General features: G+C 73.2%; 25 protein-coding genes and 1 pseudogene. 10 read left to right on the top strand and 16 right to left on the bottom strand.

Going from position 1 to position 24,595, the window contains the following annotated elements; all coding sequences use genetic code 11:
• The first annotated feature begins 102 nt into the window (after positions 1-102).
• Together ACIBCA_RS18275 and ACIBCA_RS18270 are read left to right on the top strand one after the other, a co-directional pair.
• The gene (locus ACIBCA_RS18275) at positions 103-267 is read left to right on the top strand and encodes a hypothetical protein (RefSeq protein ID WP_396283918.1); all 165 of its coding nucleotides are present in this window, start codon (positions 103-105) and stop codon (positions 265-267) included.
• 130 nt (positions 268-397) lie between these two features.
• The gene (locus tag ACIBCA_RS18270; protein ID WP_396283917.1) at positions 398-724 is read left to right on the top strand and encodes a hypothetical protein; all 327 of its coding nucleotides are present in this window, start codon (positions 398-400) and stop codon (positions 722-724) included.
• A gap of 68 nt (positions 725-792) precedes the next feature.
• Here the strand turns inward: ACIBCA_RS18270 and ACIBCA_RS18265 are convergent, their stop codons facing one another.
• Together ACIBCA_RS18265 and ACIBCA_RS18260 are read right to left on the bottom strand one after the other, a co-directional pair.
• Positions 793-1,029: a DUF6296 family protein gene (locus tag ACIBCA_RS18265; protein WP_396284139.1), complete on the bottom strand. Its 237-nt coding sequence runs from the start codon at positions 1,027-1,029 to the stop codon at positions 793-795.
• Positions 1,030-1,060: 31 nt separating this feature from the next.
• On the bottom strand, positions 1,061-1,297 hold the full coding sequence (locus ACIBCA_RS18260) for a DUF2277 domain-containing protein (RefSeq protein ID WP_396283916.1): 237 nt from the start codon (positions 1,295-1,297) through the stop codon (positions 1,061-1,063).
• Positions 1,298-1,462: 165 nt separating this feature from the next.
• Here ACIBCA_RS18260 and ACIBCA_RS18255 point away from each other — a divergent pair, with 165 nt between their 5' ends.
• Entirely contained in the window at positions 1,463-2,653 is a 1,191-nt protein-coding gene (locus ACIBCA_RS18255; RefSeq protein WP_396283915.1) for an MFS transporter, read from the top strand.
• A 46-nt stretch (positions 2,654-2,699) separates the two neighbouring features.
• On the opposite strand, the gene ACIBCA_RS18250 is transcribed toward ACIBCA_RS18255, so the two are convergent.
• A complete protein-coding gene (locus ACIBCA_RS18250) occupies positions 2,700-3,221 on the bottom strand; it encodes a gamma carbonic anhydrase family protein (RefSeq protein WP_396283914.1) in 522 nt (173 codons plus the stop codon).
• A 243-nt stretch (positions 3,222-3,464) separates the two neighbouring features.
• On the bottom strand, positions 3,465-4,031 hold the full coding sequence (locus tag ACIBCA_RS18245) for a DJ-1/PfpI family protein (RefSeq protein WP_396283913.1): 567 nt from the start codon (positions 4,029-4,031) through the stop codon (positions 3,465-3,467).
• Positions 4,032-4,291: 260 nt separating this feature from the next.
• Between ACIBCA_RS18245 and ACIBCA_RS18240 the strand changes: the two genes are divergently transcribed.
• Together ACIBCA_RS18240 and ACIBCA_RS18235 are read left to right on the top strand one after the other, a co-directional pair.
• Complete coding sequence (locus tag ACIBCA_RS18240) at positions 4,292-4,840, top strand: RBBP9/YdeN family alpha/beta hydrolase (RefSeq protein WP_396283912.1); 549 nt, start codon at positions 4,292-4,294, stop codon at positions 4,838-4,840.
• A 72-nt stretch (positions 4,841-4,912) separates the two neighbouring features.
• Positions 4,913-5,473 carry a hypothetical protein gene (locus ACIBCA_RS18235; protein ID WP_396283911.1) on the top strand — a complete coding sequence of 187 codons (561 nt, stop codon included), beginning with the start codon at positions 4,913-4,915 and terminating at the stop codon, positions 5,471-5,473.
• Between the two features lie 62 nt (positions 5,474-5,535).
• On the opposite strand, the gene ACIBCA_RS18230 is transcribed toward ACIBCA_RS18235, so the two are convergent.
• From ACIBCA_RS18230 to map, 3 genes are all read right to left on the bottom strand, one after another.
• A complete protein-coding gene (locus tag ACIBCA_RS18230) occupies positions 5,536-7,806 on the bottom strand; it encodes a transglycosylase domain-containing protein (protein WP_396283910.1) in 2,271 nt (756 codons plus the stop codon).
• 159 nt (positions 7,807-7,965) lie between these two features.
• A complete protein-coding gene (locus ACIBCA_RS18225; RefSeq protein WP_396283909.1) occupies positions 7,966-9,465 on the bottom strand; it encodes an alpha/beta hydrolase in 1,500 nt (499 codons plus the stop codon).
• 162 nt (positions 9,466-9,627) lie between these two features.
• A complete protein-coding gene (gene map, locus ACIBCA_RS18220) occupies positions 9,628-10,395 on the bottom strand; it encodes a type I methionyl aminopeptidase (protein ID WP_396283908.1) in 768 nt (255 codons plus the stop codon).
• Between the two features lie 89 nt (positions 10,396-10,484).
• Here map and ACIBCA_RS18215 point away from each other — a divergent pair, with 89 nt between their 5' ends.
• A complete protein-coding gene (locus tag ACIBCA_RS18215) occupies positions 10,485-10,763 on the top strand; it encodes a helix-turn-helix domain-containing protein (protein ID WP_396283907.1) in 279 nt (92 codons plus the stop codon).
• 72 nt (positions 10,764-10,835) lie between these two features.
• Here the strand turns inward: ACIBCA_RS18215 and ACIBCA_RS18210 are convergent, their stop codons facing one another.
• The 3 genes from ACIBCA_RS18210 to ACIBCA_RS18200 all read right to left on the bottom strand — a co-directional run bounded on the left by ACIBCA_RS18210 (position 10,836) and on the right by ACIBCA_RS18200 (position 14,204).
• On the bottom strand, positions 10,836-12,242 hold the full coding sequence (locus tag ACIBCA_RS18210; RefSeq protein WP_396283906.1) for an ABC transporter substrate-binding protein: 1,407 nt from the start codon (positions 12,240-12,242) through the stop codon (positions 10,836-10,838).
• A gap of 89 nt (positions 12,243-12,331) precedes the next feature.
• Complete coding sequence (locus ACIBCA_RS18205; RefSeq protein ID WP_396283905.1) at positions 12,332-13,174, bottom strand: carbohydrate ABC transporter permease; 843 nt, start codon at positions 13,172-13,174, stop codon at positions 12,332-12,334.
• A gap of 109 nt (positions 13,175-13,283) precedes the next feature.
• Positions 13,284-14,204 (bottom strand): carbohydrate ABC transporter permease, encoded by a 921-nt coding sequence (locus ACIBCA_RS18200; RefSeq protein ID WP_396283904.1) that lies wholly within the window; start codon positions 14,202-14,204, stop codon positions 13,284-13,286.
• 236 nt (positions 14,205-14,440) lie between these two features.
• Here ACIBCA_RS18200 and ACIBCA_RS18195 point away from each other — a divergent pair, with 236 nt between their 5' ends.
• Positions 14,441-15,091, top strand: a complete 651-nt coding sequence (locus ACIBCA_RS18195) for an SMI1/KNR4 family protein (RefSeq protein WP_396283903.1) — start codon at positions 14,441-14,443, stop codon at positions 15,089-15,091.
• Between the two features lie 81 nt (positions 15,092-15,172).
• Here ACIBCA_RS18195 and ACIBCA_RS18190 read toward each other — a convergent pair whose 3' ends face one another.
• From ACIBCA_RS18190 to ACIBCA_RS18180, 3 genes and pseudogenes are all read right to left on the bottom strand, one after another.
• Positions 15,173-15,934 (bottom strand): SDR family NAD(P)-dependent oxidoreductase, encoded by a 762-nt coding sequence (locus ACIBCA_RS18190; protein ID WP_396284138.1) that lies wholly within the window; start codon positions 15,932-15,934, stop codon positions 15,173-15,175.
• A 225-nt stretch (positions 15,935-16,159) separates the two neighbouring features.
• Positions 16,160-17,386: pseudogene (locus ACIBCA_RS18185) on the bottom strand (MFS transporter); the annotation flags it as partial.
• Between the two features lie 80 nt (positions 17,387-17,466).
• On the bottom strand, positions 17,467-18,045 hold the full coding sequence (locus ACIBCA_RS18180; protein ID WP_396283902.1) for a TetR/AcrR family transcriptional regulator: 579 nt from the start codon (positions 18,043-18,045) through the stop codon (positions 17,467-17,469).
• Positions 18,046-18,202: 157 nt separating this feature from the next.
• Here ACIBCA_RS18180 and ACIBCA_RS18175 point away from each other — a divergent pair, with 157 nt between their 5' ends.
• Positions 18,203-18,679, top strand: coding sequence for a DoxX family protein (locus ACIBCA_RS18175; RefSeq protein ID WP_396283901.1), 477 nt, complete (start codon positions 18,203-18,205; stop codon positions 18,677-18,679).
• Positions 18,680-18,731: 52 nt separating this feature from the next.
• Here the strand turns inward: ACIBCA_RS18175 and ACIBCA_RS18170 are convergent, their stop codons facing one another.
• Both ACIBCA_RS18170 and ACIBCA_RS18165 read right to left on the bottom strand, forming a co-directional pair.
• Complete coding sequence (locus ACIBCA_RS18170) at positions 18,732-19,028, bottom strand: MTH1187 family thiamine-binding protein (protein WP_380531236.1); 297 nt, start codon at positions 19,026-19,028, stop codon at positions 18,732-18,734.
• Positions 19,029-19,105: 77 nt separating this feature from the next.
• Positions 19,106-20,623 (bottom strand): SulP family inorganic anion transporter, encoded by a 1,518-nt coding sequence (locus ACIBCA_RS18165; RefSeq protein WP_396283900.1) that lies wholly within the window; start codon positions 20,621-20,623, stop codon positions 19,106-19,108.
• A gap of 653 nt (positions 20,624-21,276) precedes the next feature.
• On the opposite strand from ACIBCA_RS18165, the gene gcl reads away from it, so the two are divergent.
• Together gcl and ACIBCA_RS18155 are read left to right on the top strand one after the other, a co-directional pair.
• Entirely contained in the window at positions 21,277-23,058 is a 1,782-nt protein-coding gene (gene gcl, locus ACIBCA_RS18160; protein WP_396283899.1) for a glyoxylate carboligase, read from the top strand.
• 88 nt (positions 23,059-23,146) lie between these two features.
• Complete coding sequence (locus ACIBCA_RS18155; RefSeq protein WP_396283898.1) at positions 23,147-23,635, top strand: glutathione peroxidase; 489 nt, start codon at positions 23,147-23,149, stop codon at positions 23,633-23,635.
• A 6-nt stretch (positions 23,636-23,641) separates the two neighbouring features.
• On the opposite strand, the gene ACIBCA_RS18150 is transcribed toward ACIBCA_RS18155, so the two are convergent.
• The gene (locus ACIBCA_RS18150; protein WP_396283897.1) at positions 23,642-24,583 is read right to left on the bottom strand and encodes a LysR family transcriptional regulator; all 942 of its coding nucleotides are present in this window, start codon (positions 24,581-24,583) and stop codon (positions 23,642-23,644) included.
• Positions 24,584-24,595: the final 12 nt, after the last annotated feature.

Genomic DNA, 24,595 nt, shown 5'->3' with positions numbered 1-24,595 from the left:
TGGCCCCCGCGCCGGGGCGGGGGCAGGCTGGTAGGGACCCGAGCAGGACCCGAGCAGGACTCGAGCAAGACCAGTGCAGGACCAGAGAGGACGGAGCCCGCGATGAGCGACATGAGCGACCGCTCCGGGCCGAGCACCGACCGTGACGAGGACATCCGCGCCGCCGACCCGGAGGAGGGCATCACCTCGATGCAGAACGTGCACGCGCAGGACACCTCCCAGGCCGAGGGCGAGGAGATGATGGACGAGCCGGGCTCGTACAGCTGAGAGCCGCTGCGCATCCGAGAACGACACCTGACTCACGACCGACCAGGACCGCCCGGTACCACCGGGCGGTCCCCGTGACCGCCCGTGTCGCCGCCCCGGCGGCGGTCCACCGGCGAGGGAGGATGGGCGCATGACGGAACACGACCAGGCGGGGCGGGCGGCGACGCCGCCGGACCCGCACATCTCATGGGCGACCTGGACCACGCAGTCGATCATCAGCGGCCCCGGCGGGGTGACCACCGTCGAGGTCGGCCCGATCTCCGGCGATCTCACCCTCCACACCACCTGGGTGGACGGCGAGGCCCGGCTGACCGTCCAGTACTCGGGCGCGCTGGACTGGTACACCGTGGCCGGCAGCCCGGTGGCCGCCGCCGACGAGACCACCGCGCGGGCGATCCACCAGGCGATGGTCAACGGCGTCAAGCAGGGCGGGGGCGCCTCGGCCCCGGTCTCCTAGAGCAGCTCCGCCGCCCGCGGTCCCGTACGGGACCGCGGGCGGCGTTGTCGCGCCTCGGGCCGGCGGGATCAGGGCAGCGGGTGGGCGTGCACCGGCAGGTGCGGGCTCTGGTGACCGCCGCTGGCCAGGATCCGTACCTCGCCCGCGTCACTGATCTCCGCGCGCACGATGCCGCTCTCGTCCTCGTACACCGGGTGCCCGCCGGGGCCGGTCGCGCTGGTGCGGACGACCACCACCACGTCCTGCGGCGCCTGGGTGCCCGGGGTCCCGGGGAAGGTCAGCGCGTAGCGGTTGACGGATGTCATCATCGGCTCCTGGCTCATGGCGCCGTCCGGACTACCCGACGGGCTGGGCGGCCCGGGCGGCGGCGCCGCGGACCTCCAGTTCGGCGAGCAGCAGGGCGGTGGCCTCGGTGACGGCCTCCACGGCCCGGTCGAACGCCTCCCGGTTGTGCGCCGCCGGGGCGCGGAAGCCGGACACCTTGCGGACGTACTGCAGCGCGGCGGCGCGGAAGTCGTCCTCGTCGGCGTCGGGGGTCACGGGCGGACGCAGCGTCTTGATGTTGCGGCACATGCCCCCAGTGTCGCGCGCCGGGGGCGCCTGGGCGACCCTCTTCCGTCACCCCGTCCTCACGGGCGCGTCATCCGGCCGGATTAGGATGCCGGTCGAACCAATCCTCTCCGCCGCCCCTCGTACTCCGGTCCGTGGGGGTGGCTCCCTGCTGCTCGGAGCCCCGTCTTGCCTCTCGCGCTGGTCGCGCTGGCCGTCACCGCGTTCGCCATCGGCACCACCGAATTCGCCGCCATGGGGCTGCTCCCCCAGGTCGCCGACAGTCTGGGGGTCACCATCCCGCAGGCGGGCTGGCTGATCTCCGCGTACGCGCTGGGCGTGGTGGTCGGTGCGCCGCTGCTGACGGCGCTGGCCTCCGGGCGGCCGCGCAAGGCGGTGCTGGTGGCGCTGGCCGGGCTGTTCGCGGTCGGGAACCTGCTGTGCGCGGTGGCGCCGGACTTCTGGACGCTCGCGGCCGCGCGGCTGATCACCGGGCTGCCGCACGGCGCGTTCTTCGGGGCGGGCGCGGTCGCGGCGGCCGAGCTGGTGGCGCCGCAGAAGCGGGCACGGGCGGTGGCGGTGATGTTCTCCGGGCTGACCGTCGCCAACATCGTCGGCGTCCCCGCCGCCACCCTGCTCGGCCAGCACCTGGGCTGGCGGGCGACCATGCTCGTGGTGGTGCTGATCGCCGCCGCCGGGACGCTGGCCATCGCCCGGCTGGTGCCGCACCTGCCCTCCCCCGGCCAGACGGGGCTGCGGCACGAGCTGCGGACCTTCCGCAGCGGGCAGCTGTGGCTGGCGCTGGCCACGGTGGTGTTCGGCTGCGGCGGCATGTTCGCCTGCTACAGCTACATCGCGCCGCTGCTCACCGAGGTGTCCGGCTACGCGACCGGGTCGGTGACGCTGGTGCTGGCCCTGTTCGGGGCCGGGATGACGATCGGCAACGTGCTCGGCGGCTTCGCGGCCGACCGGGCGCTGCGGCCCACCGTCTGCGTCTCCTTCGTGCTGCTCTCGGCGACGCTGGCGCTGTTCGCGCTGACGGCGCACGCACGCTGGTCGGCGGCGCTCACGGTGGTGCTGATCGGGCTGTTCGGGTTCGCGATCGTGCCGGCCGTGCAGACCCTGGTGATGCGGAGCGCGCGCAGTGCGCCGACCCTGGCCTCGGCGACGGTGCAGGGCGCGTTCAACCTGGCCAACGCACAGGGCGCGTACTTCGGCGGGGTGGCGCTGGACGCCGGTCTCGGCTGGACCTCCCCGACGCTGGTGGGCTCGGGCCTGGCGGCCTCCGGCGCGCTGATCGCGGTGCTCGCCTGGGCGGCGGACCGGCGGCGGCCGGCCCCCGTTCCGGTGGAGCCGGCCGCGTTGGTGAGCGTCTCCTAGTGCCGCGCCAGGCAACCTTCGCCCCGTCGCGACGCCCGACGCGGCACTAGAAGGCTTCGCGGTGGGCCTCGGCGAGGAGGAGGTAGCCCTCGCCGTTGGCCTTGATGCCGGCCTTCTCGTCCTCGGTCAGCTCGCGGCGGACCTTGGCGGGGACGCCGGCGACCAGGGAGCCGGGCGGCACGACGGTGCCCTGGGTGACGACGGCGCCGGCGGCGATCAGCGAGCCTGCGCCGATGCGGGCGCCGTTGAGCACGGTGGAGCTCATCCCGACCAGGACGTCGTCCTCGACGGTGCAGCCGTGCAGCACCGCGTTGTGGCCGACCGAGATGCGCTCGCCGACGACCAGGGGGAAGCCGGGGTCGGCGTGGAGGCTGCAGTTGTCCTGGATGTTGGTGCCCGCGCCCACGCTGATCGGCCCGGCGTCGCCGCGCAGCACCGCCCCGTACCAGACGCTCGCTCCGGCGCCGACCGTCACGTCCCCGATCACGACGGCGCCCGGTGCGACGAAGGCGCTCGGGTCGACGGTGGGGGTCAGGCCCCCGACTGCGGCGATCAGCGGCTCGGGCATGTCTCGTCCTCCGGCGGTTCGGTGGTTGGGTCGCCGGTCAGCGTAGGGGGTCGGCGGCGGTGGCGGGAGCCCCGGATCCGCAGAGGGCGGCGGTGGCCACCCGGCTCCAGGCCGCCCGGACCGCGGCCTCGTCCGGGACGTACGCCCGACCCCGAGCCGACCCCGAGCCGACCCCGAGCCGACACCGAGCCGCGTCCCCGGGCCGCGTCCCCGATCCCTCTCGGGGGCGCGGCCCGGTCGGGTTCAGCCCAGCGGGGCCTTGTCGCGCAGGATCTCGACGAAGGCGCGCAGCCAGGCCGGGTGGTCGGGCCAGGCGCGGGCGGAGACGACCACGCCGTCCACCACGGCCTCGCCGTCGACGAACTCGGCGCCGGACGCCTTGATGTCGGGGGCGAGGGCCGGGTACGCGGAGCTGCGACGGCCGTCGAGGACTCCGGCGGCGGCGGTGATCAGCGGGCCGTGGCAGATCTGGGCGACGGGCTTGTCGGCCTCGAAGAAGTGCCGGGCGATGCGCTGGACCTCGGGGTCGTTGCGCAGGTACTCGGGGGCGCGGCCGCCGGGGATGACGAGGGCGACGTACTCGGCCGGGTCGACGTCGGCGAAGGCCACGTCGGCGGGCCAGGTGTAGCCGGGCTTCTCGGTGTAGGTGTCGTAGCCGTCGACGAAGTCGTGCACCACGAACTGGAGGCGCTTCCTGCTGGGGGCCGCGATGTCGACCTGGTAGCCCTCCTCGCGCAGCCGCTGGTACGGGTAGAACACCTCCAGCGACTCGGCGGCGTCCCCGGTGACGAGCAGGATCTTGGATGTCATCGCCGACGTTCCTCCACGTGGTCGGGCCTCGGAGCTGGTCCGGGCGCCGGTCGGGTGGGCCGCGTTCCCGGGCCCGGCGCCCAACCTCCCGCACCGGCCCGCCCGTTGGCAACAGGGCGCACCGGGCGCGCAACAGCGCGTACGCGGCGGCGCGCGCCGGTGGCGGTGCGTGTGCGCCGGGTGACCGCCCGGCCTGGGTGCCGGTTGTCGGGCCGCCTAGACTCCTGTGCTGCCCGTACCGGATGCCCCAGGAGGAGCCCGTGACCGACCGCACCACCTATCTCGTCCTGCCCGGCTACCAGAACTCCGACCCGGGGCACTGGCAGTCGCTCTGGGAGGCCTCCGAGCCCGAGACGTTCCACCGGGTCGTGCAGGCGGACTGGGACCACCCGGAGCAGGGCGACTGGGTGGCCCGGGTGGATGCGGCGGTGGCCGCCGCCGCGGCGGACGGGCCCGTGGTGCTGGTCGCGCACAGCCTCGGCTGCATCACCGCCGTCCGCTGGGCGGCCGGCGCCGGGGCGGAGCGCACCGCGGCTGTCCGGGGCGCGCTGCTGGTGGCCCCGGCGGACGTGGACACCGCCGAGGTGCCGGAGCTGGTGAACTTCCGGCCGGTGGCGCTGGAGGCGCTGCCGTTCCCGTCGATCGTGGTCGCCTCGACGGACGACCCGTGGGTGAGCCCGGCGCGGGCGCGGCGGTTCGCCGCGGCCTGGGGCTCCCGGTACGAGCAGCCGGGTGCGTACGGGCACCTCAACGCGGGCTCCGGACTGGGGGACTGGCCGCTGGGCCGTGAGCTGCTCGCCGAACTGTGACACCGTGAACGGGGGGATGACGTGGGTGACGTGGGTGGAGGGAAACGGCCCCGCCGGGGCAGGCGCCTGCTGGTGAGGCTGCTCGCGGCGAGCGGTCTGGCCGCCGTACTGCTGTACACCGAGGGCCAGTGGGAGAGCCGCTCCGGCGGGCGGATGCTGGTCGCGGACCTGCTGAACCGGCCGGGCCTGATGCTGGGATCGGCGCTGGCCGCACTGATCGCGGCGGCCTGGCTGGGCGACCGCCGCACCGCGCTGCGCACGGCCACCAGGGCGGTCACGGTGACCGCGGGGGTGGTGTTCGTGCTCGGCGCGGTGTCGGTGAACAAGGTGCAGGCCGCGGAGACCCGCAGCCGGGAGGAGGCGCCGGCCGCCCAGCAGCGGACGCTGGTCGTGGTGCACCGCTCCTACCCGGACGGGCCGCACGCGGGCGAGCACTGGCAGGTGCTGCTGGAGGCGGGCGAGGGCTGGTCGGCCCGGCGCTGGTCCCTGGCGGAGGTCGGCGGCGGGGAGCAGGAGGCCCGGCTGGTGACGGCGCGGTGGACGGGCCGGGAGCAGATCACGGTGGTCACCGACTCCTACCAGCGGGTGTTCAACCTCGACCAGGACACCGGGGAGCCCGTCGAGGCCCGCTGAGAAGCGGGGGAAGGCCCGCTCCTTCCTTCCAGTTCCTCCAGGAGCGGGCCCCGTCCACCTACCTACTGGTCGTCGCCCGGCGGCGGGTCCGAGGGCGAGGAGCGGCCCTTGTCGGTCCCGCGGGTCCTCCCCGGGTTCGGCGTCCCCGTGCAGGTGGGCCCGGTCGGCGGGGTGCTCGCGGTGGCGCAGTTGCCGTCGCGCTTGGGCGGGTCGGGGATGTACGTGGTGGTGAACTGCTGGTCGGGGACGGTCCTGACGGCGTCGCTCATCGCCTTCTGCCAGATCGGCCCGGGGCCGGTGGCGCCGAACACCTCGTCCTGGTGCTCCCCGCCGATGGTGATGTTGCGCATCGGCACCTTGGTGCCGGGGCTGCCCAGCCAGACGGAGCCCACCAGGTTGCCGGTGTAGCCGGTGAACCAGGCCGACTTCTTCTCGTCCGAGGTGCCGGTCTTGGCGGCGATCTGGCGGCCGTCGTCCAGGCCGAGGTTCTTGGCGGTGCCCTTCTCCGTCACGCCGAGCAGCACGGAGTTGATCACGTCGGCGGTGTGCTCGGACATGACCGACTCGCAGTGCGGGGCGGGCACCTGGACGTCCTTGCCGTCCACCATGGTGATCCGGGTGATCGCCAGCGGGGCGCAGTGGGTGCCCCGGGCGGCGAAGGTGGCGTAGGCGTTGGCCATGGTCAGCGGGCTGACCTCCTGGGTGCCCAGGCCGAGGGAGGGCGACTCCTCGAACGCGTCGCCGCTCGCCTTGCCGTTGATGCCCAGCTTGCCGGCCATCTGCTCGACGGCGCAGAGGCCGATCTCCTGCTCCATCTGCACGAAGTAGGTGTTGACGGAGAGCGCCATCGCCTCCTTGAGCTCGTACGGGCCCACCTCGCGCGCGCTCTCGTTGGGGACGCTGCCCTCCTTGGTGCCCTTCTTGAGGTTCTTCCAGGTGCCGTGGCAGGTGCTCACCGTCGGCCATTCGAGCCGGTTCGGGGCGTCGTAGCGCTGGGTGGGCGGCAGGCCCGCCTCCAGGGCGGCGGCGGCCACGACCGGCTTGAAGTTGGAGCCGGGCTGGAAGCCGAGGCCCCCGCCCATCGCCAGGTCGACGTTGTAGTTGATGATGGTCTCGTTCTTCTCCTTCGCGAGGCCGTACGGGCGCGTCTGCGCCATCGCGAGGATCTTCCCGCTGCCGGGCTCGACCATCGTCATCGCCGCCGAGACCGGGTCGGTGACGAAGACCTTGGTGGAGACGGCGTTCTGGGCGGCGGCCTGCTTGTCCGGGTCCAGCGTGGTGTAGATGTTCAGGCCGCCGGTGTTCCACAGCTGCTTGCGCTCGGCGGAGCTCTTGCCGAAGACCGGGTCCTGCCGCACGATGTGCCGCACGTAGTCGCAGAAGAAGCCCATGCCGGCCTGGGCGGTGATGCAGCCGTTCTGCGGCTCGCGGTAGCGCAGGCCCAGCGGGGCGGCCTTCGCCTCCTTGGCCTGGTCGGCGGTGAGGTGCTTGTTCTCCACCATCTTGTCGATCACCGTGTCCCGGCGCTTCTGCGCGGCGACGGGGTGCAGCTTCGGGTCGTACTGGGTGGGGTTCTGCACCAGCCCGGCGAGCGTCGCGGCCTCGGGGACGGTGAGGTCCTTGGCGTCCTTGCTGAAGTAGCGCTGGGAGGCGGCCTGGATGCCGTACGCCTGGTGACCGTAGAAGGTGATGTTGAGGTAGTTGGTGAGGATCTGCTCCTTGCTCAGGTCCTCCTCCAGCTTGATGGCGTACCGCAGTTCCTGGATCTTGCGGCCCAGGGTCTTGCGCTGCGCCTCGCGCACCGCGTCCAGGTCGTCGCCGGCCTTCTCCACGTTGACGTTCTTCACGTACTGCTGGGTGAGGGTGGAGGCGCCCTGGACGGCGGCGCCGCTCTCCGCGTTCTTGGTGATGGCCCGCAGGACGCCCTTGAGGTCGACGGCGCCGTGCTCGTAGAAGCGGGCGTCCTCGATGTCCACCTGCGCCTTGCGGACCAGCGGGGACATCTGCTCGGCGGTCAGGACGGTGCGGTCGCGCTCGTAGACCTTGGCGATCAGGCCGCCCTTGGCGTCGAAGATCTGGGTGGCCTGGGTCAGCGGCGGGGTCTTGAAGTCGTCGGGGATGTTCTCGAAGCTCTCGGCGCCGCTCTTGGCCCCCAGGCCCATCGCGCCGGCCGCGGGGAGGACGATGCCCGCGAGGAGGACACCGCCGAGGGTGCAGGAGCCGAGGAACGTGGCCGCATGGCGGAGCAGTCCGAGCGGGGTCTCGCGGCGCTTGGGGCGCGGCACCCAGGTGTCCCCCGGGTCCGGGACGGCTATGCGGCTCTTCCGTGACATAGATCGAACACTACGGCCGCGATTGCCCTGCGTGGGCAGGCTGTTGGCGAACGATTGTCACAAAATCGCCACAGCTTGGGCCACTTGACCGTGGCCCGCCAGATGATCACCCCGGGACAAGGGCCGTTCGCCCACAACCCTTGCCCCGGGGCGGGCGGTTCACCCCGCGGGGCAGAACACGTCCTGCGCCGGGCGACGGCCCGTGACCAGGAAATCCGTGACCGCCGCGTCACCGCAGGCGTTCCCGTTCGCCCGGTACACGTCGTGCCCTCCGGAGTCCACGGTGACCATCCGGGCGCGCTCCCCGAAGGCCGCCCGCAGCTTGAGCGCGCCCGCGTACGGCGTGGCCGGGTCCCGCAGGTTCTGCGCCAGCAGGACGTTCGCCGGGCCCCGGTCCGTCACCTGTACCGCGGGCTCCGCGGGGGCGAACGGCCAGTAGGCGCAGGGCATCACGTTCACCGGCATGCCGGCCGTCAGCGGACGGGCGGCGCGCTCGGCGGCCACGTCCTTCGCGTACGCGGCCTCGTCGGCCGGCCAGGAGACGTCGTTGCACAGGGTGCCGGCCGAGGCGGCGATGTGGTTCTGCGCGACGGCCTCCACCTGCGGGGTCATCACGGCCGGGGCGGGCAGCGGGCGGCGGCCCAGGCCCGCGAGCATCAGCCGGGCGAAGCCGGGGAACTGCTGGTCCGAGTACAGGCTCTGGAGCATGGCGCCGCGCAGCACGTTGCCGTTCAGCTCGGCCGGGAGGGCGCCGGGCCAGGGCAGGGGTGTACGGTCCAGGCGGGCGGCGAGGTCCAGGTAGAGCGGGCGGACCTCCTCGGGGGTGTCGGCGAGGCGGTCCGGGTTGCCCGGCGCGGAGGCCCACTTCGCGAAGTCGGGGAAGCGGTCCTCGGCGCCCGGGCCGAAGGCGGCGAGCCAGTTGCGGCCGACCTTCGCCGGGTCCGGGTCGTCGTTGCTGTCCAGCACGACCCGGTCGGTGGTCCGGGCGAACAGGGTGGACCAGACGGCGCCCGCGTAGGTGCCGTAGGAGGTGCCCCAGGCGGAGAGCCGGCGCTCGCCGAGGGCGCGGCGGATGCCGTCGATGTCGCGGGCCTCGTTGGCGGTGGAGAGACTGCGCAGCACCGGGCCGCCGTTGCGGGCACAGGCCTCAGCGAAGCGGTGGCCGAGGGCGATGTTCCCGGCGATGGAGCCGTCCGGGGCGGGGAAGGGGCGCAGCCGGTCGGGCGCCAGGTCCTCGTGGTCGATGCCGCAGGTGACGGGGGTGGAGGCGCCGACGCCGCGCGGGTCGAAGCCGACCAGGTCGAAGCGGTCCCTGACCTCCTGCGGCAGGGTGGCGCCCAGGCGGGTCGGGCGGTCGAGGCCCCCGTCGCCGGGGCCGCCGGGGATGAGCAGCAGCACGCCGTGGCGCTGGTCGGGGTGGGCGGCGCGAACGCGGGAGACGGTGAGGGTGATCTGCTCGCCGTCCGGGTCCGCGTAGTCCAGGGGGACGCGGACGGTGGCGCACTGCTGGGGCAGGCCGGGGGCGGCGCCGGGGCAGTCCGTCCAGGCGAGGCGGTCCCTGTTCGTGGGGGCGGCGGAGGCGGGGGCGGCGGTGAGCACGGTGGCGGCGAGGGCGGCGACGGTGGCGGCGGTTGCGATGGTGCGGATGTTCTTCGGCATGCCCAGGAGTCTGGTCGGGCAGGCGAGTTGGGGACATCCGGGCAACCGCCCGCCCGGGGGTGGGGTTCTCCCCCGGGCCGCCCGCTCGAGAATGGCCGGATCGGCCCTGAGTCCCGCCGCGCTTCCCGCGCGGCGGGCGGGCCGCCTCACGTACGGGGATCGTCAGGGCAGGGTGAGGATGCGGGGGCCCTCCTCGGTGATCGCGACGGTGTGCTCGACGTGGGTGGCGCGGCTGCCGTCGGCGGTGCGCAGCGTCCAGCCGTCCGGGTCGGTGTCGCAGGCGTCGCGGCCGCCCGCGATCAGCATCGGCTCGATGGCGAGGACGAGACCCGGGCGCAGCGGGTAACCCCGGCCGGGGCGGCCCTCGTTGGGCAGGTGGGGGTCCTCGTGCATGCGGCGGCCGATGCCGTGCCCGCCGAAGCCCTCGGGCATGCCGTACCGGCTGGCGCGGGCGACGGTGCCGATGGCGTGGGAGATGTCGCCGAGGCGGTTGCCGACCACGGCGGCGGCGATGCCGGCCTCCAGGGCGCGGCGGTTGGCAGCGATGAGGGCGGTGTCCTCGGGGCGGGCGGTGCCGACGGTGAAGCTGACGGCGGCGTCGCCGGCCCAGCCGTCCAGGAGGGCGCCGCAGTCGATGCTGACCAGGTCCCCGTCGCGCAGCCGGTAGCCGTCGGGGATGCCGTGCACGACGGCGTCGTTGACGGAGGCGCAGATGACGGCGGGGAAGGGGACGGGCGCGAAGGCGGGGCGGTAGCCGAGGAACGGGGAGGTGGCCCCGGCGGCCTTGAGGACGCCGCGCGCCACCTCGTCCAGGTCCAGCAGGCTGACGCCGACGGCGGCGGTGTCCTCGCAGGCGGCGAGGGCGTTGGCGACGACACGGCCGGCTTCGCGCATGGCGGCGAGGGCGGTGTCCGACTTGAGTTCGACCATGGGGTACCTCCCGGTAGCTCCAATTCTTATACCGGTATTTATATCACGGTCGGGGTGGACGGACGGACGGGCGGCGTAGACTCGGCGCCATGGTGAGGACTCCGCTGACCCCCTGGGAGCGCGAGCGCGGCGAGCGCTTCGGCGCCCTGCTGCGCGAGGCGCGCGGCGAACGCAGCATGGTCGAGGTGGCGGCGGTGGCCGGCGTCTCGGCGGAGACGCTGCGCAAGATCGAGACCGGACGGGCGCCGACGCCCTCCTTCTTCACCATCGCCGCGCTGGCCTACGCCCTCGGCCTCTCCCTGGACGAGCTGGCGGGCGCCTGCGCGCTGCCCGAGGACGAGAACGAGGGCGAGGCGCTCTCCGCGTAGGAGCCGGGAACGGCGGACGGCCCGCCCGGTGCGTACCGGGCGGGCCGTGTCGTGTGTGCGGGCGGACGGGCCTCAGCCCACCGAGCTGTTGTAGCTCTCGATCGCGGGCTGGATCTCCTTGGCCGCGTCGGCGAGCGCCTGCTTGGCGGTCTTGGAGCCCGAGATCGTCTGCTCGATCGCCGTCTCCACGCCCTTGCGCGCCTGCGGCATCACGCCGAGCAGGCAGCCGGCGGTGGCCGGGGTGGGCTTGGTGGCCTTCAGCTGGTCGATGGCCGTCTGGAACTGCGGGTACTTGGCCACCCACTCCTTGTCCTTGGGGTCGTCCAGGGACTTCTGGTTGACCGGGAAGTAGCCGGTGCCGGTGTGCCAGGCGGCCTGCTGCTCGGGGGCGGTCAGGAACTTCTCCAGCTCCCAGGCCGCGCGCTTCTCGGCGTCCGAGTGGCCGGGGCCGCTGATCCACAGCGAGGCGCCGCCGATCACCGGGCCGCCCTGGTCGCCGGCGGCGGTCTTCGGGAAGGCGGCCGTGCCGACCTCGAACTTGGCGGCCTCCTTGTAGCCGCGCAGCACGCCGGTGGACTCCAGGTGCATCGCGACCGTGCCGGCCTTGAACGCGGCCTGGGCGTCGTCGGTGTTGCGGCCGGTGTTGCTCGCGTAGCCGCCCTTGACCAGGTCGGCCCACCACTGGACGATCTCGGCGCCCTTGTCGGAGTCGAAGGAGACCTTGCCGGCCTTGTTGGTCCGACCGTTGTCGTTGTCGCAGTACATGCTGCCGGACTCGGCGAGCAGCTGCTCCACGAACCAGCCGTAGATCGCGGCGCCGAAGCCGGCGCGGACGACCTTGCCGTCGGCGTCCTTCTTGGTGAGCTTCTTGGCCAGCTCGCCCAGCTCCTTCAGGTCCTTGGGGGCCTGCGCCGGGTCGAGGCCCGCCTCCTTGAAGGCGTCCGCGTTCAGGTACAGCAGCGGCATCGAGGAGTTGAACGGCATCGAGACGAGCTTGCCGCCGGCCGAGTAGTAGTTGCGGATGTTGGGGTCGAGGTCGTCCAGCGAGTACTTGTCCTTGTCCGCGAACGCCTGCGCGGGGACGGTCTGCTTGGAGTCGATCATGAACCGGGTGCCGATGTCGTACACCTGGGCGATGGACGGGGTGCCCTTCTGCTGCACTGCGGCCTTGTACTTGGCGACCAGCTCGTCGTACTTGCCCTGGAACTCGGCCTTGACCTCGATCTTGCCCTGGTGCGCGGCGTTGAACTGGCTGACCAGGCCGTTGAGCACCTCGGCGTTCTTGCCGGTCATCGAGTGCCAGAACTCGACCTTGGTGACGCCGGTGGCCGAGTCCAGCGCCTGCGCGCCGGGCGCCGCGTCGGCCGAGGCGCCCGAACCGGAGCCCGAGTCGGAGGCGTCGGAGCCACAGGCGGTGATCGCGGTCAGGGACAGGCCGGCCACGAGCAGGGCCGCGAGCGCGCGGGCACTCTTCTTCACGAGGGTTCTCTTTCCAGTCTGGGGTGTGGCTGACAACGGGGCTGACAACAGGGCTGGCAACGGAGCTGACAACGGATCGGACGGGACGGTCAGCGGACGGCGCCCGCGGTGAGCCCGCGGACGATGAAGCGCTGACCGAAGACCACCAGCGCGAGGGTGGGGAGCAGCGAGAGCACCGCGCCGGCCAGGATCAGGCCGGGGTCGGCCATCTCGGAGTCGCGCAGGGACGTCAGGCCGATCTGCAGGGTCCGCATCTCGGCGGTGCGGGTGATGATGAGCGGCCAGAAGTACTGGTTCCAGGCGGACAGGAACACGTAGATCGACAGCGCGGCGAGGGCCGGCTTGTTGAGCGGCACCACCACCCGCCACAGGAAGCGCCAGTGGCCGGCCCCGTCGATCCGGGCGGCGTCGCGCAGTTCGCCCGGCAGCTGCCGGAAGGACTGGCGCAGCATGAAGGTGCCGAACCCCGAGGCGAGGAAGGGCAGCACCAGGCCGAAGTAGGTGTTACCGAAGCCCCAGTCCGACAGCGTCAGGTAGTTGGGGATGATGATGGCCTCCCACGGGACCATCAGCGTGGCCAGGAACACCCCGAACACCAGGGCCCGGGCCTTCATCGGCAGGAAGACGAAGGCGTACGCGGCGAGGATCGAGGTGACGAGCTGGGCGAGCGTGATGATCGTCGCGGTGAGCGCCGAGTTGGCGTACTGGCGCACCAGCGGGATCGCGTCCACGGCGCCGGTGAAGTTGCGCCCGGTGATCTCGTGCGGGACCAGCGCCGGCGGGTAGCTGGAGAGTTCGGTCGGGCCCATGAAGGCGCCCGCGAACGCGTAGTACACCGGGAAGACCACGGTGAGGACGGCGACGGCCAGCACCAGGTAGACCACGGCCCGGCCGATCAGGTCGCGCGGGGAGCGCCCGGCTATGAGGCTCATGCGCCCGCCTCGCTTCGCTCGGCAGGGGCATTCGCCCATACGCGCCTCTTGATGATTCGCTCACTTCGTTCGCTCATGCGCCTCTTGATGATTCGCTCACTTCGTTCGCTCATGCGTAGTGCACCTTCCGCTCCAGGACGCCGAACTGGACGGCGGTACAGGCGAGCACGACCACGAGCAGCACCACGGCCTGGGCACTGGCCATGCCGAAGTCGCTGGAGCCGTAGGCGAAGGCCTTCTCGTAGACGGAGTAGACGAGGGTCTTGGTGGAGCTGTCCGGCCCGCCCTTGGTGAGGATGTGGATCTGGCCGAAACTCTGCAGCGCGTGGACGGTGGAGATCACCGTCAGGAAGAACAGGTTCGGGCCGAGCATCGGGACGGTGATGCTGCGGGCCAGCCGCAGGCCCGAGGCGCCGTCCAGGCGGGCGGCCTCGACGATCTCGGTGGGGATCGAGCCGATGCCCGCGGAGAGCACCAGCACGTTGTAGCCCAGGTTCATCCACACCGTGGTGACGGCCACCGAGATCAGCGCGTACCGCGAATCGGTGAGCCAGCCGACCGGGCCGAGGCCCACCTGCGAGAGCAGGCCGTTGAGCACCCCGCTGGCGGGGTTGTAGAACACCGCGAAGACCACCGAGCCGCTGGCCACGGAGAAGGCGAAGGGCAGCGCGAAGGCGGAGCGCATGAACCGCACGCCGCGGATCCGGTTCTCCAGGAGCAGGACCACCACCAGCGCCCCGAGCACGCCCGGTACCACGGTGAACAGCGTGAACAGCGCCGTGGTGAGGAGGGTCTCGCCGAAGTCGGCCGAGCTCAGCAGCTGCTGGTAGTGCTTCATCCCCACGAAGCGGCTGGGCGCGCCGAACAGGTCGTTGGCGTGCGCGCTCAGGTAGAGGGTGCGGCCCAGCGGGTAGCCGATGAAGACGGCGAAGACCGCCAGGGAGGGCAGCAGGAAGGCCCAGGCGAGCCCGTGCTCGCCCCAGCGGTGACGGCGGCCCGGGAGGCTCGCGGGGTGCGGTGCGGTCGGCATTCTGCGCGCGTCCGCCTTTCGTGTGTCGGTTCCGGCCGAAACCGTGTCCTGCCCACACGACGCGGTGGAAACCTCACGATGAGCAACAGGTGTCCTCGGGCTTACGCGTTCGCGTCAGATCCGGCCGTTCGGCGCCGGGACGTGCGGCGGATCACACGCCGGTCGTGGGCGGACGGCTCCCCGGGGTGCCGACCCGATATCGCCGGGGTGTCCGTGCGGTGCAATACGGTGCCCGCGTGGACGACACCGAATTCGACATGCGGGCCGCGATGGCCGAATCCTTGCGGGGGCGCTCCGGCGCCTGGGCCCTGGTCGAGGGCTTCGCCGCCCACTGGGGCAAGCCCCTGGGGCCGGACGACGGCTTCGCCGGGGCCGAACTGGACGCCGCCGAGGCGCGGCTGGGCCTGCGGCTGCCGGTGGCGCTGCGCGAGGCGTACGAGCTCTTCGGGCGCCGGGCGGACCTGACCAGCAACCAGGACGTGCTGCTGACGCCGGACGAGCTGTACGTCATGGAAGGCGCACTGGTCTACCGGGAGGAGAACCAGGGCTGCGCACACTGGGGCGTCCTCCTCGACGACCTCGACCAGGAGGACCCTCCGGCGGTCGTGCGCCCGGATCTGGCGGACAAGTCCCAGGAGCGGTGGGAGCCGTGGGAGGAGCGCTTCTCCATCGCGGCCGCGGTGATGGCCCTGTACGAGAAGGTGCTGGAGGACGACGACCTGAGCCTGGAACTCGACCCGGAGGACGAGGTGTTCGGCGAACTGGAGGCCCTGCCCCCGCTCGGGCAGGACCTGCGGTGGTTCACGGGGCGCGGCGTGCTGGTGATGGTGATGGAGGGCTACGCGGTGGGGCGGGCCCGCACCGAGGCGGAGCTGGACGCGTTCTAGGGGTTACGGAACCGGCCCGGGGCTACGGAACCGGCTCGACGGCCCTGCGGTGCGGGGCCGTCGAGCCGGTTCGGCCTACGGTCAGGCGGTGACGCCGCCGTCGAGGACCAGGTCGGCGCCGACGGTGTACCCGGCCTCCGGGGAGGCGAGGTACAGCACGGCGGCGGCGATCTCCTCGACCGCGCCGGCCCGGCCCACCGGCACCTCCGCCTTCATGCGCTCGGCCTTCTCGGCCTCGCTCTCGCCCGTACGGGTCGACATGTCGGTGGCCACCGGGCCGGGGCTGACCAGGTTGATCCGGATGCCGTCCGCGACGTGGTCGCGGGCGGCCGAGCGGGTCAGCGCGCTGACGGCGGCCTTGCTGGTGACGTACGCTCCGGCGCCCTCCAGGCGCTTGTGGGCGCCGAGGTTGGAGGAGACGTTGACGATGGCGCCGCCGCCGTTCTCCCGCAGGTGGGCGATCTGGTGCTGCATGGCGAACAGGGTGCCGTTCACGTTGACCTCGAACAGGTAGCGCCACTGCTCCTCGTCGATGTCGGCGACCTTGCCCATGCCGGCCAGCACCCCGGCGTTGTTGACGGCCACGTGCAGGGCGCCGAAGGCTTCGACGGTCTCCCGGACCAGCCGGGCGGCGTCCTCGCTCTTCGACACGTCGCCGGTGATCGCGACGGCCTTGCCGCCCGCCTGCTCGATCAGCTCGACGGTCTCCGCCAGCGGCCCGGCACTGCGGCCCGCCACGGCGACGTTGGCGCCCTCCGCGGCGAAGGCCAGGGCGATGGCACGGCCGATGCCGCGGCCGGCGCCGGTGACGAGGACGGAGCGGTCGGCGAAACGCGTGGTCATGATGGTTACTCCTCGGTGGTGTTCGGTGGAACGGATCGTGGGGGTCTGGGGTGCTGCCGCTGCATGCGGCAGGGTCTCGGGGGCCGCGGCCGTACGCGGCAGGGTGGCGGCCGCGGCGGCGGTGAGCGCCAGCAGCACGGCGGCGGCCGCGAAGGCCAGGGCGTAGCCGTCGACACCCGGCCGGACGGCGGCGAGCGCCATCAGGGCGGCGACTCCGGCGGCCGGGCCGAGCTCCATCGCGGTGTTGAACAGGCCCGCGGCCAGGCCCGTGCGCTCGGCCGGCACACCGGCCGTGGCGAGCACGGCGGCGCCGGCGAAGGAGGCGGCGGAGCCCGCGGCGAGCAGCACCAGCCCGGGCAGCAGCCCGGTGGCGTAGCCGCTGTCGGGCCCGAGGCCCGCCAGCAGGCCGAGGCTCGCGCCGGCCAGGGCGAGCCCGGCGGCGGTGACCGGTACCGGGCCGCGCCGGGCGGTCAGCGCTCCGGCGATCCGGCCGGCCACCGGGAGGGTGAGGGCGAAGGGCAGGAACGCGCCGGAGGTGGCCAACACGCCCCAGCCGCGCTGCTGTTGGAGGTAGAGGGCGATCAGCAGCGAGCTGAGCGCGGTGCCGGTGGCGGTGGCCATGACGGCGGCCAGCGCGGTGGCCCGGCGCCGCTCGGCGAGGAAGCCGGGCGGCAGCAGCGGGTCGGCGGTGCGGCGTTCGGCGGCGGCGAAGGCCAGCAGCAGGAGCGCGCCGAGCGCCACGGGGGCGTACGCGGCGGGGCTGCGCCAGCCGTACCCGGTGGAGGCGACCAGGCCGCAACTGGCGGCGCAGACACCGGCGGTGGCGAGGGCGGCGCCGCGCAGGTCGAGACCGGCGGTGCGGGCGGGGCTACGGCCGGGTGCGGGCGCGCTCTGCGGGAGCGTGCCGGAGCGGGCGAGGGCGGTGGCCGCGACCAGGACGGGCACGGCGAACAGCCAGCGCCAGGACACCCAGGCGGCGACGGCCCCGGAGAGCAGGTTGCCGACGGTGGCGCCGAGCACCGACAGGCCGCCCCAAGTGGCCATCGCCCGGCGGTAGTCGGCCGCCCGCGGGTGCAGTTCCCGGACGACGGCCACCGCCGCGGGGGCGATCAGGGCCGCGCCGAGGCCCTGGGCGAAGCGGCCGGCGAGCAGCAGGGCCGGGGAGGGGGCGAGCGCGCACAGGACGGAGGAGGCCGCGAACAGGAGCAGGCCCGACCGCAGGACGGAGCGCCCTCCCCGACGATCCGTCAGCCGCCCGCCGAAGAGCAGCAGGGAGCTGAAGGAGAGTCCGTAGACGGCGTTCAGCAGCAGGAGTCCGGCCGGGCCGAGCCCCAGTTCGCCCGCCACCAGCGGCAACGGGACCGAGAGGATCATGATCGTGAAGATCAGCGTCGCCTGGACGACACCGAGCAGCGCGAAGCCGGAGCGACCGGCCCTGGCAGCGTCATGCACAATCCTTACCCCCTTCAAGAACGATCGGTCCAGAATGAGGGCATGCAAAATCCCACCCCCGTAACATGATTGACATCTCGTCAGTCCAGCAGCGCCAGCGCCTGCTCGGCGGCGTCCAGCACCCGCGGGCCCCCGTCCACGGTCTTTCCGACCACCCGGATGCCCTGCAGCAGCACCACCAGCATCCGCGCCAGCGCCCGCGGCTCCCGCCCCGGGGAGAGCTCGCCCTGCGCCTGGGCGCGCATCAGGGCGCCGGTGAGCGCCAGCTCCAGGCTGCCCAGACTGGCGGCGGCCTTCCGTTCCACCCCCGGGTCGTGCGCGGCGAGTTCGATCACCGTATTGGTCACGAAGCACCCGCGACGCCCTTCCTCCCCTGCCGTGTCGGCATAGCGCCGCACCAGCGCGCGCACGGCCGGCAGCGCGGGGCCCGGCTGGGACAGCTCGGCCAGCAGCGCGGGATCGTGCTGCTCGACGTAGCGCTCCAGCGCGCGCAGGTACAGCTCGCGCTTGCTGCCGAAGGTGGCGTACAGGCTGGCCCGGGCGATGCCGAGCCCCTCGACCAGGTCGGCCATCGAGGTGGCCTCGTAGCCGCGCCGCCAGAACAGCTCCAGTGCGGACTGCAGGGCGGCGTCCGGATCGAACTCCTTGGTGCGTGCCATGAGAGGAACCCTAGACCCATCTAGAACGATCGGTCAAGAATGGCCAACTTGCGCCCCTTGACAGCTTGCTGACTGAGCATTGCCAAGCGGCCCGTGCACGGCTACGTTTACCGATCCGTTCATCATTCAACCTCCCCCGCACTGGAGGCTCTTCCCCATGTCCACGAACCTCCCAGCCAGCACCAGGCAACTGGCCGAGACCGCCCAGCCCTACGTACTGGCGGCCTTCCGGATCGTCGTCGGCCTGCTCTTCGCCTTCCACGGCGCCGCCTCGCTCTTCGGCGTCTTCGGCGGCGCGGCCAAGTCCGGCGGCAGCGTCCCGGTCGGTGAGTGGCCGGGCTGGTGGGCCGCCCTGATCCAGCTGGTCGGCGGCGTGCTCGTCCTGGTCGGCGCCGGCACCCGCTGGGCGGCGCTGCTCAGCTCCGGCTCGATGGCCTACGCGTACTTCACCGTCCACCAGGAGCACTCCCTGCTGCCGCTCCAGAACGGCGGCGAGGCCTCGGTGATGTTCTGCTGGGCCTTCTTCGCCATCGCGTTCATAGGCTCCGGCCCGTACTCGGTGGACGCGCTGCTGACCCGCCGCACCCAGGCCACGGCGGCCGAGCCGGCCGCCCGGCCGGCCACCACGGTCTGAGCCACCACGGTCCGAGCCGGCACGCATCTCCGAGCCGGGGCCGCGCCGGGGCTCACCCCTCGGCGAGGTACCGCTCGACAGTGGCCACCTTCGCGGTGAGCCCGTCGGTGACCCCGGCACGGTCGTCGATCTTGATGACCGTGCTCACCCGGTCCCCGTACGCCTTCACCGCCTCGATCGCCGCCCGGATCACCGGCATCACCTCGTCCCACTCCCCCTCGATGCTGGTGAACATCGCATCCGTGCGGTTCGGCAGTCCGCTCGCACGCACCACCCGGACGGCGGCGGCCACCGCCTCCCCCACGTCCTCGCCGATGCCCAGCGGGGTCACCGAAAACGCTGCGATCACCGTTCCTCCTAGCCTGGTCGCGTCCCCGGATCCCCGGGGCCGCGACCAGGCTAGACGGCCGTTCAGCCGATGGCCGTTCAGCCGACGGCCGGCAGCGGCGGGTCGACGGCCAGGGAGGCGGTGGAGCGGGCGCGGTGCTGGTCGGCCCAGGAGGCCAGGGCGAGGGTGCAGGCGTGGTCCAGGTGGCGCAGGCCGGACCAGTCCAGTTCCACCGGGCGGTCGGCGGGGAGCCGTTCCAGGGTGTCCAGCAGGCGGGGCAGCCGCAGGAAGGTCGCGTTGCCGCTGAGCCGGACGCGGTGCAGCGGCTGCCCGGTCTCCGGCACCACCTCCTCCACGGCGATCTGCAGGTGGGAGGTCTGCCAGGCGGACTTGACCACCGCCAGGCCGACGCCGATGAGCACCCCTTCGAACAGGTCGGTGGCGATGATCGCCACTGCCGTCGCGGTGAGCACCACCGCCTCCCCCCGGTGCCCGCGGCAGAGCGCAGCGATCCGCCGTACGGGCACGAGCTTGGCGCCCGCGTGCACCAGGACGGCGGCCAGCGCCGCCAGCGGGACGTACCCGAGGGCGGCGGGCAGCAGGGCGGTGAACAGCAGCAGCCACAGGCCGTGCAGGAAGCGGGAGGCCCTGGTGCGGGCGCCGGCCTGGACGTTGGCGGCGCTGCGGACGATCACGGCCGTCATCGGCAGGGCGCCGAGCAGCCCGCAGACGGTGTTGCCGACGCCCTGGGCGGTGAGTTCGCGGTCGTAGTCGGTGCGCGGGCCGTGGTGCATCCGGTCGACGGCGGCGGCACTGAAGAGCGTCTCGGCGGAGGCGATGAGGGTGAAGGCGATGACGGTGCCGAGCCCGGCGGTGCTCAGCAGCGCCTGGAGGTCGGCGCCCTCGGGCGTGTGGACGACGTCGAGCAAGCCGGAGACCCGCACCCGGGCCACGGGCAGGTCGGCGGCGACGGTGACGGCGGCGGCCAGCCCGACCGCGGCGAGCGGCGCGGGGACGGCGCGGGCGATCCGCGGGGGCAGGTGCTTCCAGGCGAGGAGGACCAGCACCGTGGCCAGGCCGAGGGCGAGCGCGGTGCGGTTCGCGGCGCCGGTGAGCGCCTCGGCGGCCAGGTGGGGCAGTCCGGCGAGCTTGTCGGGGCCGGTGGCGGGGGCGCGGCGGTCGGCGAGGGCGTAGAGCTGGCCGGTGAGCAGGGTCAGTCCGATGCCGGCGAGCATGCCGTGCACCACCGAGGCGCTCATGGCGCGGAACCAGCGGCCGAGCCGCAGGGCGCCCATGGCGAGCTGGAGCAGCCCGGTGGCGAGCACCAGCAGGCCCAGTGCGCCGGGGCCGTAGGTCCGGACGGCGTCGGCGACGAGCACGGTCAGTCCGGCGGCGGGGCCGCTGACCTGGAGGCTGCTGCCGGGCAGCAGGCCGACGACCAGGCCGCCGACGAGGCCCGTGACCAGCCCGAGTTCGGCCGGGACGCCGGAGGCGACGGCCACGCCGACGCACAGGGGCAGGGCGATCAGGAAGACGACGAGGGAGGCGGGCAGGTCGTGCCGCCAGGGCACGGCGCGCAGCGCGGCGAGGGGGTGGCGGCGGGCCGGCGCGGTCACCCGGTCACCGCCGGGCGGCGGGCGGGGGCGGGGGTGAGGGTGCGGACGGGGGTGGGGTCACAGCACATGGAGTCGTTCCTTCCGCGCGCCCGGGCACTGCGGGCGCGCCGTCGCGTGGCGAGCGGGGTGTGAGGACCACCCGGGTGGGGGCGACAGCGGTGGGGGCGACAGCGGGGCGGCCGGGCGGGCCGCGGGGTTGCGGTCCCGGGCGACGCTTCCGGACGGCGGCCGTGGACGGCGGTTCGGGAAGGCGGTTCTGGAAAGGCGGCCGCCCACGGGAGCTCCCCCGCTCCCCGGGCGCCTCGAACTCCCCCCGCCGCGGCCTCAGTTCGGACGTCACGGGCCCGGCGTGGCACCGACGGTACCCAGCCGCGCCGGGCCGTCCGACCCCGGACACCGGGCCTTCACCGGCACTCCACGCGAGGTCCGCTTTCGGGCGCGGAGGCGGGGGTTCCCCGGGAACGCGGGCACGAGCCTCGTCCTTCTGTACGAAAGGGCCCGCCACCCAGGCGTTCAACAATCCGTTGAAGTCCCCTTGACACCCCACGGGCCTCGCCGTACTTTCATTCCACATACAGAAACCGTTCTTCCGTATGGTGGAATTCTGGAGATGAGCCCTCCGACCCACTGCGGGCCGACGCAGGAGAGATCCGATGCCCCGTATGACAGCCGCCCGCGCGGCCGTGGAGATCCTGAAGCTCGAAGGCGTCGAGGTCGCCTTCGGCGTGCCGGGCGCCGCCATCAACCCGTTCTACGCCGCCCTCGAGGCATCCGGCGGCATCCGCCACACCCTCGCCCGCCACGTCGAGGGCGCCTCCCACATGGCCGAGGGCTACACCCGCGCCGAGGCGGGCAACATCGGCGTCTGCATCGGCACCTCCGGCCCGGCCGGCACCGACATGATCACGGGCCTGTACTCGGCGATCGCCGACTCCGTCCCGATCCTGTGCATCACCGGCCAGGCGCCCGTCGCCCGCCTCCACAAGGAGGACTTCCAGGCCGTCGACATCGCCTCCATCTCCCGGCCCGTCACCAAGGCCTCCACCACCGTGCTCGAGGCCGCGCAGGTGCCCGGCGTCTTCCAGCAGGCGTTCCACCTGATGCGCTCCGGCCGCCCCGGGCCCGTCCTGATCGACCTGCCGATCGACGTCCAGCTCACCGAGATCGACTTCGACCCCGAGGCGTACCAGCCGCTGCCCGTCCACAAGCCGGCCGCCAACCGCGTCCAGATCGACAAGGCCATCGCCCTGCTCCAGCAGTCCGAGCGGCCCCTGATCGTCGCCGGCGGCGGGGTCGTCAACGCCGACGCCGCCGAACTCCTGCGCGAGTTCGCCGAGTTGACCGGTGTCCCGGTGGTCCCCACCCTCATGGGCTGGGGCGTCCTGCCGGACGACCACGAGCTGAACGCCGGCATGGTCGGCCTCCAGACCTCCCACCGCTACGGCAACGCGACCTTCCTCGCCTCCGACTTCGTCCTCGGCATCGGCAACCGCTGGGCCAACCGCCACACCGGCGGACTCGAGGTCTACACGGCCGGCCGCACCTTCGTCCACGTCGACGTCGACCCCACCCAGATCGGCCGGATCTTCGCCCCCGCCCTCGGCATCGCCTCCGACGCCAGGGCCGCGCTCGAGCTGTTCGTCCAGGCCGCCCGCGAGCTCAGGGCCTCCGGCGCCCTCAAGGACCGCAGCGCCTGGGCCGCCTCCGCCCAGGAGCGCAGGGCCACCCTCCAGCGGCGCACCCACTTCGACGACGTGCCGCTCAAGCCCCAGCGCGTCTACGAGGAGATGAACCGCGCCTTCGGCCCCGAGACCCGCTACGTCACCACCATCGGCCTCTCCCAGATCGCCGGCGCGCAGATGCTCCACGTCTACCGGCCGCGCCACTGGATCAACTGCGGCCAGGCCGGCCCGCTCGGCTGGACCATCCCGGCCGCCCTCGGCGTCGCCACCGCCGACCCCAGGGGGCAGGTCGTCGCACTGTCGGGCGACTACGACTTCCAGTTCATGATCGAGGAGCTGGCGGTGGGCGCCCAGCACCGCATCCCGTACGTCCACGTGCTGGTCAACAACTCCTACCTGGGGCTGATCCGCCAGGCGCAGCGCGCCTTCGAGATCGACTTCCAGGTCAACCTGGAGTTCGAGAACCTCAACTCCCCCGAACTGGGCGTCTACGGCGTGGACCACGTCAAGGTCGTCGAGGGCCTGGGCTGCAAGGCCATCCGCGTCACCGAGCCCGACCAGCTGCTGCCCGCCTTCGAGGAGGCGAAGAAGCTGGCCGCCGAGTTCCGCGTCCCGGTGGTGGTCGAGGCGGTCCTGGAGCGGGTCACCAACATCTCCATGGCCGCCGCCGACATCGACAAGGTCAACGAGTTCGAGGAGCTCGCCACCCTCCCGGAGCACGCGCCGACCGCCGTCAGGCCGCTCGTCCGCTGATCCGCGCCGCCGCGCCGGGGCCGGTACTCCGCGCCGGTACGGTGTGCTCTGACGGGCATACCGCCGACCCTCCGAGAGGACCACCACCGTGAGCCTGTACGACATCCCGCTGCGCACCCTCGCCGGCGAGGCCACCTCCCTCGCCGACTACAAGGGCAAGGCGCTGCTGATCGTCAACGTCGCCTCCAAGTGCGGCCTCACCCCGCAGTACGGGGGCCTGGAGCGCCTCCAGGCCCGCTACGCCGCGCGCGGCTTCACCGTGCTCGGCTTCCCCTGCAACCAGTTCGCCGGGCAGGAGCCGGGCAGCGCCGAGGAGATCCAGGCCTTCTGCTCCACCTCCTACGGCATCACCTTCCCGCTGTTCGAGAAGGTCGAGGTCAACGGCGAGGGCCGCCACCCGCTGTACGCCCGGCTGACGGAGACGGCCGACGCCGAGGGCGAGGCCGGGGACATCACCTGGAACTTCGAGAAGTTCGTCGTCTCCCCGGACGGCGCCGTGAGCGCCCGCCTGCGCCCGCGCGTGGACCCGGAGTCGGACGAGGCGATCGCCGCCATCGAGGCCGTTCTGCCCGCCTGACGGCGTTCACAGCAACAGCCGTGTCCCGGGCGGGAGTTCACCCGCCCGGGCCGCGTCGTGCAGATGCGCCAGCAAGGTGGCGTGCAGCGCCTCCGCCGCCCTGGTCGGCGGCAGCCCGTGGCCGTGCGCGATGGCGATCGTGCGCCCCAGGCCCGGGCCGGCGAACGGCGTCACCGCCAGACCCGAGCGGGCCGCCACCATCCCCGGCACCACGGCCGGCCCGAGCCCCGCCCGTACGAAGCCGAGCACCGCGTCCATCTCCCCGCCCTCCACGGCGAACTCGGGCTCGAACCCGGCCTCCCGGCAGGCCGCCAGCGTCGCCTCCCGCAGGTCGTAGCCCTCCCGGAACATCACCAGCGGGCGCCCCTCCAGCTCCGCCACCCGGACCTTCGCTCGTTCCGCAGGCTCCGCGGAGACCAGCACCAGCTCCTCGTGCAGCAGCCCGGTCACGCCCGGCTGCTCCGCGCCCGTCCGTTCCAGGCCCGCCCGTTCCCCGCCCGCCGGGGCGATCACCAGCGCGAGGTCCAGCTCCCCCGCCTCCAGCAGCCCCACGAGGTCGCGCGAGCCGCCCTCGCGGATCACCATCGCCACCCCCGGATGCCGGTCCCGGAAGGCGCGCAGCACGTCCGGCACCAGGCTGGTGCACAGGCTCGGCGGCGCCCCCAGCCGCACCCGGCCCCGGCGCAGCTGCACCGTCTCCTGGACGGCGAGGCGCGCGCTCTCGGTGTCCGCCACGATGCGCCGGGCCAGCGGCAGCAGCGCGTCCCCGGCGTCGGTCAGGGCGATGTTGCCGCGCGTACGGTGGAACAGCTCCGCGCCCAACTCCCGTTCCAGGGACCGGATCTGCTGGGAGAGCGAGGGCTGGGCCACCCGCACCGCCTCGGCGGCCCGGGTGAAATGGCAGGTGTCGGCCACGGCGAGGAAGTAGCGGAGCTGCTGGAGCTGCATTCCCCCAGCGTA

Source organism: Kitasatospora sp. NPDC051170 (assembly GCF_044455705.1).
Taxonomy (GTDB): domain Bacteria; phylum Actinomycetota; class Actinomycetes; order Streptomycetales; family Streptomycetaceae; genus Kitasatospora.
This window is presented reverse-complemented; position numbering and strand designations above follow the sequence as displayed.

Coding starts and splice junctions, on each gene's coding strand:
- ACIBCA_RS18275 (WP_396283918.1), top strand. CDS start 103: ATGAGCGACATGAGCGACCGCTCCGGGCCGAGCACCGACCGTGACGAG.
- ACIBCA_RS18270 (WP_396283917.1), top strand. CDS start 398: ATGACGGAACACGACCAGGCGGGGCGGGCGGCGACGCCGCCGGACCCG.
- ACIBCA_RS18265 (WP_396284139.1), bottom strand. CDS start 1,029: ATGACATCCGTCAACCGCTACGCGCTGACCTTCCCCGGGACCCCGGGC.
- ACIBCA_RS18260 (WP_396283916.1), bottom strand. CDS start 1,297: ATGTGCCGCAACATCAAGACGCTGCGTCCGCCCGTGACCCCCGACGCC.
- ACIBCA_RS18250 (WP_396283914.1), bottom strand. CDS start 3,221: ATGCCCGAGCCGCTGATCGCCGCAGTCGGGGGCCTGACCCCCACCGTC.
- ACIBCA_RS18245 (WP_396283913.1), bottom strand. CDS start 4,031: ATGACATCCAAGATCCTGCTCGTCACCGGGGACGCCGCCGAGTCGCTG.
- ACIBCA_RS18230 (WP_396283910.1), bottom strand. CDS start 7,806: ATGTCACGGAAGAGCCGCATAGCCGTCCCGGACCCGGGGGACACCTGG.
- ACIBCA_RS18225 (WP_396283909.1), bottom strand. CDS start 9,465: ATGCCGAAGAACATCCGCACCATCGCAACCGCCGCCACCGTCGCCGCC.
- map (WP_396283908.1), bottom strand. CDS start 10,395: ATGGTCGAACTCAAGTCGGACACCGCCCTCGCCGCCATGCGCGAAGCC.
- ACIBCA_RS18215 (WP_396283907.1), top strand. CDS start 10,485: ATGGTGAGGACTCCGCTGACCCCCTGGGAGCGCGAGCGCGGCGAGCGC.
- ACIBCA_RS18205 (WP_396283905.1), bottom strand. CDS start 13,174: ATGAGCCTCATAGCCGGGCGCTCCCCGCGCGACCTGATCGGCCGGGCC.
- ACIBCA_RS18200 (WP_396283904.1), bottom strand. CDS start 14,204: ATGCCGACCGCACCGCACCCCGCGAGCCTCCCGGGCCGCCGTCACCGC.
- ACIBCA_RS18190 (WP_396284138.1), bottom strand. CDS start 15,934: ATGACCACGCGTTTCGCCGACCGCTCCGTCCTCGTCACCGGCGCCGGC.
- ACIBCA_RS18180 (WP_396283902.1), bottom strand. CDS start 18,045: ATGGCACGCACCAAGGAGTTCGATCCGGACGCCGCCCTGCAGTCCGCA.
- ACIBCA_RS18175 (WP_396283901.1), top strand. CDS start 18,203: ATGTCCACGAACCTCCCAGCCAGCACCAGGCAACTGGCCGAGACCGCC.
- gcl (WP_396283899.1), top strand. CDS start 21,277: ATGCCCCGTATGACAGCCGCCCGCGCGGCCGTGGAGATCCTGAAGCTC.
- ACIBCA_RS18150 (WP_396283897.1), bottom strand. CDS start 24,583: ATGCAGCTCCAGCAGCTCCGCTACTTCCTCGCCGTGGCCGACACCTGC.